The organism is Longimicrobium sp. (genome assembly GCA_036389135.1).
Classification (GTDB): domain Bacteria; phylum Gemmatimonadota; class Gemmatimonadetes; order Longimicrobiales; family Longimicrobiaceae; genus Longimicrobium.
On sequence record DASVQP010000001.1, the window covers coordinates 49,034 to 63,299 of the forward strand.

Consider the following 14,266-nt stretch of genomic DNA (forward strand, 5'->3'; position numbering starts at 1 on the left):
GCGGGTATAGCTAGAGTTAACGGCTATCCGCGCGCGCGGCGGAGCCGCTCAAGCGGATCCGTCCAGTTGGCCTGTTCCCTCCGGCGAAGGCGAAGCGCCGCGCCGCGGACAGGTGAATTCTCAAGACCTCGGGATTTCATGCATATCGCAGTGGTTGGAACGGGTTATGTGGGCCTGGTGGCCGGCGCGTGCCTCGCCGAGACGGGCAACGACGTGGTCTGCTGCGACATCGACGCGGGGAAGATCGACCGGCTGAACAACGGCGAGATCCCCATCTACGAGCCCGGCCTGGAGCCGCTCGTGGAGCGGAACCTCAAGGAGGGCCGCCTCACCTTCACCACCGACGTGCCCGGCGCGGCGGCGGCGGCCGAGGTGATCTTCATCGCCGTGGGCACCCCTCCGGGCGAGGATGGCTCGGCTGACCTGCAGCACGTGCTGGCCGTGGCCGAGACCATCGGCCGCAACATGCCGGCGGACGGGCCGGAGAAGATCGTCATCACCAAGAGCACCGTGCCCGTGGGAACGGCCAACAAGGTGAGGGAGGCGATCGCCCGCCACACCGCGCGCCCCTTCCACGTCTGCTCCAACCCGGAGTTCCTCAAGGAAGGCGCCGCGGTGCAGGACTTCATGCGCCCGGACCGCGTGGTGGTCGGCGTGGACTCGGAGCACGCGCGCGCCCGCCTGGCGGAGCTGTACGCGCCGTACGTGCGCTCGGGCAACCCGGTGCTCTTCATGGACATCGCGTCCGCCGAGATCACCAAGTACGCGGCCAACGCCATGCTGGCCACCCGCATCTCCTTCATGAACACCATCGCCGGGCTGTGCGAGGCGGTGGGCGCGGACGTGAGCCACGTGCGAAAGGGGATCGGCACGGACGAGCGCATCGGGCCCGGGTTCCTCTTCGCGGGGATCGGCTACGGCGGCTCCTGCTTCCCCAAGGACGTCAAGGCGCTGGTGCACACCCTGCGCGAGACCGGGGTGGACGCGGCGATCCTGGAAGGGGTGGAGCAGGTCAACGCGTCGCAGAAGCGGGTGCTGCTGGAGCGCGTGGTGGCCCAGTATGGCGAGGATCTCACCGGCCGCCGCTTCGCCGTGTGGGGGCTCTCGTTCAAGCCCGAGACGGACGACATGCGCGAGGCGCCCAGCCTCACGGTGGTGCGCGGGCTGTGCGAGCGCGGCGCCACGGTGAGCGCGCACGACCCAGAGGCGCGGCACGAGGCGGGGCGCTACTTCGCGGACCTGATCGCCACGGGGGCGCTCTCCCTGTGCGAGCACAACTACGACTGCCTCAACGGGGCCGACGCGCTGCTGGTGCTGACCGAGTGGGGCCCGTACCGCACGCCGGACTTCGACCGCATCCGCTCCACCCTGGGCGAGCCGGTGGTCTTCGACGGGCGCAACCTGTGGGACCCGGCGCGCATGGCCGCCATGGGCTTCCGCTACCAGTCGATCGGCCGCCCCGCGTCCACCCCCGCGGCGGCGCCGGCTGCCGCCAGCGCCTGAGGAGCCGGCGATGCGCATCCTGATCACCGGCGCGGCGGGCTTCCTGGGCTCGCACCTGTGCGACCGCTTCCTGGCCGAGGGGCACCAGGTGGTGGGGGTGGACAACTACCTCACCGGGCGCCCTGAGAACCTGGCGCATCTGGACGGGCGCGACGACTTCTCCTTCATCGAGCAGGACGTCACCGAGCACATCGAGGTGGACGGGCCGCTGGACGGAGTGCTGCACTTCGCCTCGCCCGCCTCGCCGGTGGACTACCTGGAGATGCCGATCCAGACGCTCAAGGTGGGGTCGCTGGGGACGCACAAGGCGCTGGGGCTGGCCAAGGCCAAGGGGGCGCGCTTCCTTCTGGCCTCCACCAGCGAGGTGTACGGCGACCCGCTGGAGCACCCGCAGCCGGAGACGTACTGGGGGAACGTGAACCCGGTGGGGCCGCGCGGGGTGTACGACGAGGCCAAGCGCTTCGCCGAGGCGATGACGATGGCGTACCACCGCTTCCACGGGGTGGAGACGCGCATCGTGCGCATCTTCAACACGTACGGCCCGCGCATGCGCCCCGAGGACGGGCGCGTCGTCTCCAATTTCATCGTGCAGGCGCTGCGCGGCGACTCGCTCTCCGTGTACGGCGACGGCAGCCAGACGCGCTCCTTCACCTACGTGGACGACCTGGTGGAGGGGATCTACCGGCTCTTCCACAGCGACCGTGCGGAGCCCACCAACATCGGCAACCCCGGCGAGTTCACCGTGCGCGAGCTGGCGGACCGGGTGCTGGCGCAAACGGAGAGCGCGTCCGCCATCGCGTGGCACCCGCTGCCGCAGGACGACCCCAAGGTGCGCAAGCCGGACATCACGGTGGCGCGCGCGGTGCTGGGGTGGGAGCCCACGGTGGACCTGGAGGAAGGGCTCCGCCGCACCATCCCCTACTTCCGCGGCGTGGTGGAAGCGGGAGCGATGGCGGTCCGCACCCTGTAGGACGCGTGAAGGTGCTCGTGACCGGTGGCGCCGGCTTCATCGGCGGCCACCTCTGCCAGCGCCTGCTGGACCGCGGCGACGAAGTGGTGTGCGTCGACAGCTTCGACAGCTTCTACGACCCGGCGATCAAGCGCGGGACCGCGGCCGCGCTGGCCCGGTCGCCGCGCTTCCGGCTGGTGGAGGGCGACATCCGCGACCTGGCCGGGCTGGAGCGCGAGCTCGCGGGCGCGGGAGTCGGCGCGATCGTGCACCTGGCGGCCCGCGCGGGGGTGCGGCCCTCCATCGAAGACCCCGTGCTCTACACGCAGGTCAACGTGGAGGGGACCGTCGCCATGCTGGAGCTGGCGCGCCGGTTGGGGGTGAAGCCGTTCGTCTTCGGCTCGTCGTCCAGCGTGTACGGCGACACGCCGGCCGTGCCCTTTCGCGAGGACGAGCCCGCGGCCACCCCCATCTCGCCGTACGCGGCCAGCAAGCGCGCGGGCGAGCTGCTCTGCCATGCCTACGCGCACCTGCACGGGCTGGCGGTGGTGTGCCTGCGCTTCTTTACCGTGTACGGCCCGCGGCAGCGGCCCGACCTGGCGATCCACAAGTTCGCGCGGCTGATGGCGGCGGGGGAGCCGATCCCCTTCTTCGGCGACGGCTCCACGCGGCGCGACTACACCTACGTCGACGACGTCGTGCAGGGGATCGAGGGCGCCATCGCCTACGCCGCGGCGCGCGATGCGTCGTTCGAGGTGTTCAACCTGGGCGAGAGCGACACGGTGCCGCTGGTGCGGCTGGTGGAGCTGCTGGGCGAGGCGATGGGGGTGACACCCGCGCTGCACCGCCTCCCCGCCCAGCCGGGAGACGTGGAGCGGACCTACGCCGACATCTCGCGCGCGCGGGCCCTGCTGGGTTATACTCCGCGCGTTCGAATCGAGGAGGGGATCCCCCGCTTCGTGGAGTGGTTCCGGAGCGGGCAGGCCCCCGCCGGGATCTGACCGAAACGCCGGCCGAAGGGCGCCGCGCCGCCATGCCGGCGGGGGCGGCACCCCGGCCGGCGCGACTGCAACTGATTCAAGACCGATACTTCCATGACAGAGGCAACCGTGCACACCAACGCAGTTCCCCTCACCACACCCAAGATCGTCGACAAGCCCTGGGGGCGCGAAGTGTGGTACGCGCACGAAGAACGCTACGCCGGCAAGATCCTCGAGGTCACCCGCGGCCACGCGCTCTCGCTGCAGAAGCACGAGCGCAAGCAGGAGACGATGTACCTGCAGTCCGGGCGCCTGCTGTACCACTTCAACGGCGTCGACTTCGAGATGGAGCCGGGCCAGTGCATCACCGTGCGCCCCGGCGACGTGCACCGCATCGAGGCGCTGGAGGATGCGGTGATCCTGGAGGTCAGCACCCCCGAGCTGGACGACGTCATCCGCCTGGAAGACCGCTACGGCCGGGGCTGAGCGCGCCGCCGGGCGCGCCGCCCCCGCCGCGGGGATGCCACCCGGTCCATCCATGACACCCTCCGCCGAGTCCGCCGTGGACGGGGCCCTGCGGCTCCGCGCCTGGGCGCTGCACGTGCTCGGGGCCCCCGGCGCACCTCCGCCGCTCCCCCCGGCCTCCCCCGCCGCGTGGGGCCTCTTCCTGCGCGTGGAGCGGATGGCGATCCCCCTGGCGGACGCGCTGGGCGCGCTGGCCCCCACCGACGAACACGCGGCGGTGCTGCGCGGCGCGCGCATGGCCGAGCTCCAGCGCGTGCTCTCCGCGCGGGCCGCGCTGCACCAGATCCGGGCGATCGCGCGGCGGCGGGGGCTCACGGTGGCGGTGATGAAGGGCGCGGTGGCGGTGCTGCGCCGCGGCGCCCCCGACCTGTCGGACGTGGACGTCTACGCGAGCGCCCCGGAGGCCGCGGTGCTGGCGGAGGAGATCGACCGCCTGGGCTACCGCGCCGTGGGCGCGCCGGGGGCCCACGCCCTGCGGCTGCGCGCCACGGAGGACTCGCTCCCCGTCGAGGTCCACACCTCCATCCCGGGGACGCACGGAGCGCCGGAGCGGCGCCTGGTGCCGGCGCCCTCGCTGCCGGGGCTGTGCGTCCTCCACCCGGCGGACCACCTCTGGTACGTCCTCCACCACGCCACCGAGCAGCACGCGGAGCGGCGGGGCGCCCTGCGCGACCTCCTCGTCCTTGCCGACGCCATGGACGCCTGCGGGCCGGACGACCGCCGCGAGGTGGACCGCTGGACGGCGGAGCACTGGCGTCCGGAGCTGTTCCGCCGCGTGCTGGAGATGGCCGAGGGGCTCCGCCGCCGCGAGGGAGCGCCCGCGGACCCCTTTCGCCTGGACGCCGCGGGGAGGTACGTGGCGGTGGGGTGGATGGAGCGCACCCCGGCGCACGAGACGCTGCGCATCGTGCTGGGGCGCTCCATCATCGCCGGCGTCGCGCGCCGCGGCGGCTTCCCCTGCGACCAGGGGAGCGCCACGCTGGACCTCCCCTCCGGCTACTCCCTACTCGCCTGGATGCGGCGCCGCGTGCCGCGCGTGGAGCGTCTGGCGCGGCTCGCCATCCGGCTGGGCCCGGAGTGGGCGCTGTACCCGGTGGGCGCCGCCGCCGCCCGCGCCGCCGCCCGCGCCGTGCGGCGCGCGGGATAGCAACTGCATGGCTCACACGGAGACACAGAGCCACAGAGAGAACCGCAAAAAGGTTTTTTCTGTGGCCTTTCAGTTCCCTCCGTGCCCTCTGTGTGATGCTTTTCTCCAACCGTACGCGCGCGGCGCCTTGCTCGCGGGCCGGGGGAGGGCCTATCTTCCCCCGGTTTCGCGCCCATCCCCCAGCGGAGGATCGATGGCCCCCGAAGCCACGACGGAGCAGCTCCTGGCGCGCGCCAAAGAAGCATACGCGCGCAACGCCTACCTCGCCGCCCTGGCCGACCTGCAGCTGGTGGCGGAGCGGCACCCCGAGTTCCCGGACGTGCAGAACCTGATGGGGCTCTGCCTTTCGCTGGTGGGGCGCACGGACGAGGCGCTGGAAGCGTTCGGGCGGGCCACGGAGCTGAACCCCGGGTACGTGGAGGCGCACCTCAACCGCGCCATCACGCTCAACGACCTGGGCCGCACCGAGGAGGCGCGCGAGTCGTTCGCCCACGCGGCGGGGGCGGACGAGGAGAAGTCCGGCGGGCGCTTTTCCAGCGCGGCGGCGGCGCGGCTGGCCAACCTGCACCAGGACCTCGGCGACCTGTACGCCGACGCCGGCGGGGTGGAAGAGGCGATGGCCGAGTACCGCAAGGCGCTGGTGCTGCGCCCCCAGTTCCTGGATATCCGAAACAAGCTGGGCCGCCTTCTCGTTGAGGTGGGTCGGCACGACGAAGCGGTGGCCGAGCTGCGCGGCGTGGTGGAAGCCCGCCCCTCCTTCGCCGCCGCGCGCGCCAACCTGGGGCTTGCGCTGTACCGCGCCGGCCGGGTGGAGGAAGCCGGGGCGGAGTGGCGCCGGACGCTGGAGCAGAACCCCGGCAACGCCCAGGTGTCGTCGTACCTGGGGATGCTGGAACGGCAGCGCGAGGGCGCCGCTGGGCGCACGCAGACTTCCGTCAACGACCGTTGAACAATGCCCCGCCCATCGGGGTACCGGCACCCATGAGACCCAAGCTACTTACACGCTGCGCGCCGCTGGCCCTGGTCCTGGCGCTTTCCACCGCGGGATGCTCGCTGTTCCGCTCCCCGCCCCCGCTCACTCCCGAGACCGCGTACCAGCGCGGGATGGCCGCGTACGAGGCACGCCGCTTCGGCCGCGCCGCGGAGCTGCTGCAGACGTGGGTGGACGCCTCGGCCGGCGACCCGCGCCTCCCCGAAGGGCTGTACGCCCTGGGACGCGCGCGCATGGAGACGGACGAGCACCTGATGGCGGCCACCACCTTTCTGCGCATCGTGACGGAGTACCCCGCCACCCCGCGCCAGGAAGACGCGCGCTTCGGCGTGTGCGAGGCGTACCGCACCCTGTCGCCGAAGACGGCGCTGGACCAGGAGAACACCGAGACGGCGCTGCTGTACTGCGGCTCGTACGTGGAGTACTACGGGCAGACCGCCCGCTCGGACCGGGTGCGCCTCTGGGTGGCGGAGCTGCGCGACAAGCTGGCCCGCAAGTCGTTCGACGCCGGGATGTGGTACTTCCGCCGCGGCGCCTTCGACGCATCGGTGATCTACTTTCAGCGCGCGGCCACCGAGTACCCGGACACGCCTACCGCACCGCAGGCGCTGCTGCAGATGGCGCTGGCGTACGACCGCGTGGGGTACAAGGAAGAGGCGCAGGAGACCCGCGCCCGGCTGCGGCAGAGCTATCCGCAGAGCCCCGAAGCGCGCACCCTTCCGCCGGCGTAGCGGCGCCCCCGGCGGAATGCGCATTGGGGTCTTCGGCGGGACCTTTGACCCGCCGCACCTGGGGCACCTCGTGGTCGCCTCCGATGCGTGCGAGGCGCTGGGGCTTGGCCGCGTCCTCTGGATCCCCTCGGCCGTGCCGCCGCACAAGCTGGCCAGCGTGCAGGCCTCCGCCGAGGCGCGGCTGGAGATGGTGAGGGCCGCCGTCGAGGGCGACCCCCGCTTCGAGGCCGACGACGTGGAGCTGCGCCGCGCCGGGCCGTCGTACACGGTGGACACGCTGCGCGAGCTCGCGGCTCGCCACCCCGGCGACGAGCTGGTGCTGCTGATCGGCGCGGACAACCTGCGCGAGATCCCCGGGTGGAGGGAGCCGGGCGAGATCCTGCGGCTGGCCCGCGTGGCCGTCCTCTCCAGGGACGGCGCGGGAGTGCCGCCGGACGCGCCCATCCCCGCCACTTACGTGGCGGTTACGCGTGTGGACGTGTCGGCAACCGAAGTGCGCCGGCGCGCCGCGGCCGGAGAAACGATTCGATATCTGGTTCCCGATGCGGTCCGCGCGCTGGTCGAGCGCCGCGGGTTGTACCGGGAGCTTCCCCGTTAGTAACGCGAAGGGAACGTCATGTTGAAGACCATCGTCCAGGCCCTGTTCGGCACCCGCCACCAGCGCGAGCTGAAGCGGCTGGCCCCCATCATCGAGCAGATCAACGAGGAGTTCGAGCGGCTGCAGGGCCTTTCGGACGAGGAGCTGCGCGGGCAGACCGAGCGCTTCCGCGCCCAGATCCGCGAAGCCGTCGCCGAGGTGGAGGCCGAGCTGGCGGAGCTGCGCGAGGAGAAGCGCGCGACCCTCGCCGCCGCCGAACGCGAGGGGATCGCCCAGCGCATCGGCGAGGCGGAGGAGCGGCGCAAGGAGGCGCTGGAAGGCGTCCTCGACGAGATCCTCCCCGAGGCGTTCGCCACCGTCAAGGCCGCGGCCGCGCGGCTGGTGGGCACCGAGGTGCTGGTGACCGGGCAGCCGATCACCTGGGACATGGTGCACTACGACGTGCAGCTCATCGGCGGCATCACGCTGCACCAGGGCAAGGTGGCGGAGATGGCCACCGGCGAAGGGAAGACCCTCGTAGCCACCCTCCCCCTGTACCTCAACGCGCTCACCGGCCGCGGCGCGCACCTGGTTACGGTCAACTCGTACCTGGCGCAGCGCGACGCGGAGTGGATGGGGCACCTGTACGGCTTCCTGGGCCTCACGGTGGGGTGCATCGACCTCCATGAGCCCAACACCCCCGAGCGCCGCGCCGCGTACCACGCCGACATCACGTACGGCACCAACAACGAGTTCGGCTTCGACTACCTGCGCGACAACATGGTGCACTCGCTGGACCAGCGGGTGCAGCGCCACCACGCGTACGCCATCGTCGACGAGGTGGACTCGGTGCTCATCGACGAGGCGCGCACCCCGCTGATCATCTCGGGCCCCGTGGGGAACGAGACGAACGCGGCGTATGCGCGCTACAACCCGTCGGTGGCCGACCTGTACCGCCGCCAGAACCGCCTGGTCAACGACTTCATCGCCCAGGCCGAGCAGAACATCGCGGCCGGCGACACGTACGGGGCGGGGGAGAAGCTCTTCCTGGCCCGGCGCGGCGCGCCCAAGAACAAGCGCCTCCAGAAGATGCTGGCCGACGACCCCGGGCTGGTGAAGATCATCGGCAAGGTGGAGCGCGACTACATGATGGAGAAGCGCGTCCACGAGCTGGAGGAGAACCTCCTCTTCTCCATGGACGAGAAGGGGCACAACGTGCACCTGACCGACCAGGGGCTCGACGTGCTGGCGCCCAACGAGCACGACGCCTTCATCGTTCCCGACATCTCCGAGGAGGTGCACCGGGTGGAGCTGGAGGAAGGGCTGAGCGTGGACGAGCGCCGTGCCCGCGTGGACGAGCTGGAGCGCGAGTACGCGGAGAAGAGCGAGAAGATCCACGTCATCCATCAGCTCCTCAAGGCGTACGCCCTCTTCAACAAGGACGAGCAGTACGTCATCCAGGACGGGCAGGTGATGATCGTGGACGAGTTCACCGGCCGCATGATGGCGGGCCGGCGCTGGTCAGACGGGCTGCACCAGGCGGTGGAGGCCAAGGAGGGCGTGTCGGTGAAGGCCGAGACGCAGACGCTGGCCACCATCACCATCCAGAACTACTTCCGCATGTACGACAAGCTCTGCGGAATGACGGGCACCGCGGAGACCGAGGAAGGGGAGTTCCACCAGATCTACGGGCTGGACGTGATGGTGATCCCCACCAACCGTCCCATCGTGCGCGACGACCGCCACGACCTGGTCTACAAGACCAAGCGCGAGAAGCTGAACGCCATCGTGGAGGAGGTTCGCCGCCTGCACGCCCTGGAGATCCCGGTGCTGGTGGGCACGGTGAGCGTGGACACCAGCGAGACGCTGTCGCGCATGCTGAAGCGGGGCGGGGTACCGCACGAGGTGCTGAACGCCAAGTACCACCAGCGCGAGGCCGAGATCGTGTCGCTGGCGGGGCAGCCGGGCGCCGTCACCATCGCCACGAACATGGCCGGGCGCGGCACCGACATCAAGCTCGGCAAGGGCGTCACCGAGCCGCGCCAGGCGACGGACGCGGAGGGGAAGCCGGTCACCGAGATGGGCGGCCTGCACATCATAGGCTCGGAGCGGCACGAGAGCCGGCGCATCGACCGCCAGCTCCGCGGCCGCGCCGGCCGCCAGGGCGACCCGGGCGCGTCGCAGTTCTTCCTCTCCCTGGAAGACGACCTGATGCGTCTCTTCGGCTCCGACCGCATCGCGTCCATCATGGACCGCATGGGGGCCGAGGAAGGGGAGGTGATCACGCACCCGTGGATCACCAACTCCATCGGCGGCGCGCAGAAGCGCGTGGAGATGCAGAACTTCGAGGCGCGCAAGCGGCTGCTGGACTATGACGACGTCATGAACCAGCAGCGCGAGGTCATCTACGACCTGCGCACCTTTGCCCTGGAGGGCGGCGACGAGCTGCGCGCCGAGGTGTGGGACATGGTGGAGCACGCGCTCCCCGTGGTGCTGGACGAGTACGCCAGCGGCGACCCGGAGCAGTGGGAGCTGCACGCGCTCCGCCAGCGCTTCCTCCTCGACTTCGGGATGAGCCCCGACCGCCTTCCTGCCGAGGAGGGCGCTGGCCACGACTTCCGCGGCCGCGAGGAGCTGAACGAGTACGTGATGGACGCCGCCCGCGCCGCCTTCGAGGAGAAGCTGGAGCGCTTCGGCGAGGCCACGGACGCGGTGCTGCGCTTCGTGGTGCTCTCCACCATCGACGAGAAGTGGAAGGACCACCTGTACGATCTGGACCACCTCAAGGCGTCGATCGGCTTCCGCGGGTGGGGCCAGAAAGATCCGCTGGTGGAGTACAAGAAGGAAGCGTTCGACATGTTCGAGGACCTGATGAAGGACCTCTACGGCTCGGTGTCGCGCTTCACCTTCCGCGCCCAGCTCGCCCCGGCGATGGAGGAGCCCCCCATGGGCTTCTTCGGCTTCCCGCAGGGGACGGAGGAGGAGCTGATGGAGGATGCGGGGATGGCCCCGCCGCCCCCCGCGCCGGAGCCGGCCCCGGCGCCGCCTCCGCGCCGCGCGCCGCTGCTGGGGGTGAACCCGTACGCGCAGCTCGCCCCGGAGTCCTCGGAACTGCGCACCAACCGCGAGGAAGCGGGTGCCGTGCGCCCCACTCCGGCCACCAGCACCGTGGGGCGGAACGAGCCGTGTCCGTGCGGGAGCGGGAAGAAGTACAAGAACTGCCACGGGCGGAACGGGTGAACTGCGGGGAATAGGGAATAGGGACAGCAAGCGGGGGCGGGGCCGGCATCGGCTCCGCCCCCGCGACCGTTTTTGGGTGCGGGGGCGCGCGTTTGGGGGCGCCGCGCGGACCGGTTTTGCGGAGGGGCTTCTGCGGCGGGGGGTGGGGTGTGATGTTGGGGTGGCGGGGGCGGCCCCCCCTCCAGCCCCTCCCCCCGCCTGCGGGGGCGCAGGGCGGGTGAGGGGGAGAATGCCGCGCGGGATACGCAGATCCGGTAGGGGCGCGATTCATCGCGCCCGTGCCCGACCCTCGCTCCACCGCCGTCGCACCACACCGAAACCCGTAGGGGCCGCCCCAAGTGGCTGCCCGTGCCATCCGCCGCGCCGAGCCGCGCCGCCCCAAACCGATGCACGCCTCGGCGCCCCTCCCCCAGGTTGTTTTGGGGCAGGGGCAGCGAGGAACGAGCGGGGTGGGGGCCCGCGGTGCCTGCCCCGCTCCCGGCCCACCCATTCCCCATTCCCCATTCCCCATTCCCCGTCCCCCGCCGTGACGACCTACACCATCAAGGAATGGCCCACCGCCGACCAGCCGCGCGAGCGCCTGCGCATGCTGGGGCCGCGGGCGCTCGCGTCCAGGGAGCTGCTGGCGCTGCTGATCGAGACCGGAAGGCCCGCGCAGGAGGGAAGGGCCGCCAAGACCGCGCTGGACCTGGCCGGCGACCTGCTCCGCTGGACCGCGCAGGGCGGGAGCGGCCACGAGTCGCTGCGGCGCATCCTCACGGCGCCGCCCAGCGCCATATGCGAGGTCTACGGGATCGGGCCGGCGAAGGCGGCCAAGATCCTGGCCGCCATGGAGCTGGGCCGTCGCGCCACCGAGGAGGTACGGGGCGAGCGCGACCGGATCGCGTCCCCGCGCGACGTGTACGAGAGGATGCGGCTGGTGATGCGCGACCTGCCGCAGGAGGAGTTCCACGTCCTCCTCCTCAACACGCAGAACCAGGTGCTCCGCGACGTGGTGGTGACGCGCGGCACACTCGACGCGTCGCTGGTGCACCCGCGCGAGGTCTTCCGACCCGCGCTGGCGGAATCGGCTGCGTCGATCATCCTGGTGCACAACCATCCCAGCGGCGAGCCCACCCCCTCCGCCGAGGACCGGGCGGTGACCGTGCAGCTCGCCGAAGCGGGGGAGCTGCTGGGGATTCCCGTGCTCGACCACGTGGTCGTGGGGGAGGGGCGCTACGTCTCGTTCGTGGAGAGCGGGATACTGGATGGCGCGAGGGCTTCCCCCATGGTGTAGATTGATTGCATGACTACTCTCGTCCCCCGCAGGCCGGCCCGTACCTTCGCCGCGCGAGTTCGCGCGGCGGCGGCCGGCGCGCGCCCGCCCGCCGCCCGAGGGTAGCGCCGTGGCCGCCTCCCTCCTCCCCGCCCGCGAGGACGCGGTCGAGCACGCGCGCGCCATCCTGCCGCCGGAGCTGTTCGCGTCGCTGGAGCCGTCGCTGGACCGGCTGGACCTGGACCGGATCACGCGCGCCTACGAGTTCTCGGGCGTCGCGCACGCCGGGCAGAAGCGCCATTCCGGCGAGGACTACATCGTCCACTGCGTGGAGGTGGCCCGCATCCTGGCCGACCTTCACCTGGACTCGGTGACCATCGCCAGCGGGCTGATCCACGACGTGGTGGAAGACACCTCCGCCACACTGCAGGACGTGAACGACGCCTTCGGGGCCGAGGTGGCCACGGTGGTGGACGGGCTCACCAAGATCAGCAAGGTGCAGTTCCGCACCAGCACCGAGCAGCAGGTGGAGAACTTCCGCAAGCTGCTGCTGAGCATGGCGCAGGACGCCCGCGTCATCCTGGTGAAGCTGGCCGACCGCCTCCACAACATGCGCACGCTGGAGCACCTGCGAGAGGAGAAGCGCCGCCGCATCGCGCAGGAGACGCGCGAGATCTACGCGCCGCTCGCGCACCGGCTGGGGGTGGCGCACATCAAGTGGGAGCTGGAAGACCTCTGCTTCAAGTTCCTGGAGCCCGAGCCGTACAAGGAGCTCGCCACCAAGGTGGCCGAGAAGCGGCGCGAGCGCGAAGAGCTGATCGAGCAGATGAGGGAGCCGCTGGAGGGCGACCTGCGCGCCGCGGGGATCGAGTGCGAGGTCACCGGTCGGCCCAAGCACCTCTGGTCGATCCGGCGCAAGATGGCGCTGCGCGAGAAGAGCTACGAGGAGATCTACGACCTGATGGCGGTGCGCGTCATCGTGGACACGGTGACGGACTGCTACCACGCGCTGGGGGTGATCCACAACCGCTGGACGCCGCTCACCGAGCGGTTCCACGACTACATCGCCACGCCCAAGTCCAACATGTACCGCTCGCTCCACACCACCATCTTCGGTCCGGGTGGGCGGCTGTACGAGATCCAGATCCGCACGCGCGAGATGCACCGCACGGCGGAGTACGGGATCGCGGCGCACTGGAAGTACAAGGAGGGTCCGCGCGGCGGCGACGACGTGGACTCGACGCTCTCCTGGTTCCGGCAGGTGCTGGAGTGGCAGCAGGAGACGCGCGAGCCGGAGGAGTTCATGGAGTTCCTCCGCATCGACCTGTTCCAGGACGAGATCTTCGTCTTCACCCCCATGGGCGACGTGAAGCAGCTCCCCAAGGGGGCCACGCCCATCGACTTCGCCTTCGCGGTGCACACGCAGGTGGGCCTGCGCTGCAACGGGGCCAAGATCAACGGCAAGATCGTTCCGCTCTCGCGCGAGTTGAAGAACGGCGACACGGTGGAGGTGCTTACCGACCAGAAGCAGCGCCCCTCGCGCGACTGGCTGGCGTTCGTGAAGACGGCGCGCGCGCGCAACAAGATCCGGCAGTGGATCAAGGAAGAGGAGTTCGGCTCCTCGGTGCGGCTGGGCCGCGAGTTCATTGAGCGCGAGATCCGCAAGTCGCGCCGCGAGAAGGTGGGCGACGACCGCTTCGCCGAGGTGGCGAAGAAGCTGGAGTTCGCCGACTCGGACCACCTCTTCGCCGCCCTGGGCCGCGGCGACCTGGGCCCGAGCACCGTCATCCGCGAGCTGTGGCCGGAGACGGTGGAGGCCGCGCCCGTGCGCCCGCCCACCGCCTTCGAGCGCCTCGTGTCGCGCGTGCGCGGCGCGGAGCCGGAGCGCGGGCAGGGGGTCAAGATCCAGGGGATCGACAACCTGATGGTGCGCTACTCCCAGTGCTGCCAGCCGGTGCCGGGCGACAAGGTGACGGGCTACGTCACGCGCGGCCGCGGCATCTCGGTGCACCGCATCGACTGCCCCAACATCCTGCAGCTCCGCGACCACCCGGAGCGCCGCACCGAGATCGAGTGGGAGACGGTGGCCGGCGACCGTTTCTTCGTGCGGCTGGTGATGGAGGGCACGGACCGGCGCGGCCTCTTCGCGGACATCGCGAGCACCATCTCGTCCACCAACACCAACATCAAGAGCGCCGACATCACCGCCGACGAGCACGGGATGCATGGCCAGTTCGTGGTGGAAGTCGAGAACCTCACGCACCTCACCCGCGTCATCAACGCCGTGCGCAAGGTGAAGGGCGTCATCAAGGTGGAGCGCCGCGAGCAGATGGAGCTGGCGGGCGACAACGACTCAGCGGAGGCGTAG

The 14,266-nt window shown here is 71.0% G+C and carries 11 protein-coding genes; all 11 read left to right on the forward strand.

Annotation, left to right across the window (positions count from 1 at the left end; translation table 11 throughout):
* The first annotated feature begins 138 nt into the window (after window positions 1-138).
* Window positions 139-1,503: a UDP-glucose/GDP-mannose dehydrogenase family protein gene (locus VF584_00210; GenBank protein HEX8208574.1), complete on the forward strand. Its 1,365-nt coding sequence runs from the start codon at window positions 139-141 to the stop codon at window positions 1,501-1,503.
* Window positions 1,504-1,513: 10 nt separating this feature from the next.
* Window positions 1,514-2,473 carry a UDP-glucuronic acid decarboxylase family protein gene (locus VF584_00215; protein HEX8208575.1) on the forward strand — a complete coding sequence of 320 codons (960 nt, stop codon included), beginning with the start codon at window positions 1,514-1,516 and terminating at the stop codon, window positions 2,471-2,473.
* A gap of 11 nt (window positions 2,474-2,484) precedes the next feature.
* Complete coding sequence (locus tag VF584_00220) at window positions 2,485-3,453, forward strand: GDP-mannose 4,6-dehydratase (GenBank protein ID HEX8208576.1); 969 nt, start codon at window positions 2,485-2,487, stop codon at window positions 3,451-3,453.
* A 93-nt stretch (window positions 3,454-3,546) separates the two neighbouring features.
* Window positions 3,547-3,918, forward strand: a complete 372-nt coding sequence (locus tag VF584_00225) for a cupin domain-containing protein (protein ID HEX8208577.1) — start codon at window positions 3,547-3,549, stop codon at window positions 3,916-3,918.
* A 52-nt stretch (window positions 3,919-3,970) separates the two neighbouring features.
* A complete protein-coding gene (locus VF584_00230; protein ID HEX8208578.1) occupies window positions 3,971-5,104 on the forward strand; it encodes a nucleotidyltransferase family protein in 1,134 nt (377 codons plus the stop codon).
* A 193-nt stretch (window positions 5,105-5,297) separates the two neighbouring features.
* Entirely contained in the window at window positions 5,298-6,053 is a 756-nt protein-coding gene (locus VF584_00235; GenBank protein ID HEX8208579.1) for a tetratricopeptide repeat protein, read from the forward strand.
* A gap of 32 nt (window positions 6,054-6,085) precedes the next feature.
* Window positions 6,086-6,826, forward strand: a complete 741-nt coding sequence (gene bamD, locus VF584_00240) for an outer membrane protein assembly factor BamD (protein ID HEX8208580.1) — start codon at window positions 6,086-6,088, stop codon at window positions 6,824-6,826.
* A 16-nt stretch (window positions 6,827-6,842) separates the two neighbouring features.
* On the forward strand, window positions 6,843-7,424 hold the full coding sequence (nadD, locus tag VF584_00245) for a nicotinate-nucleotide adenylyltransferase (protein HEX8208581.1): 582 nt from the start codon (window positions 6,843-6,845) through the stop codon (window positions 7,422-7,424).
* Window positions 7,425-7,442: 18 nt separating this feature from the next.
* Entirely contained in the window at window positions 7,443-10,643 is a 3,201-nt protein-coding gene (gene secA, locus VF584_00250; protein ID HEX8208582.1) for a preprotein translocase subunit SecA, read from the forward strand.
* Window positions 10,644-11,169: 526 nt separating this feature from the next.
* Window positions 11,170-11,919, forward strand: coding sequence for a DNA repair protein RadC (gene radC / locus VF584_00255; protein ID HEX8208583.1), 750 nt, complete (start codon window positions 11,170-11,172; stop codon window positions 11,917-11,919).
* A 109-nt stretch (window positions 11,920-12,028) separates the two neighbouring features.
* Window positions 12,029-14,266, forward strand: a complete 2,238-nt coding sequence (locus VF584_00260) for a bifunctional (p)ppGpp synthetase/guanosine-3',5'-bis(diphosphate) 3'-pyrophosphohydrolase (GenBank protein ID HEX8208584.1) — start codon at window positions 12,029-12,031, stop codon at window positions 14,264-14,266.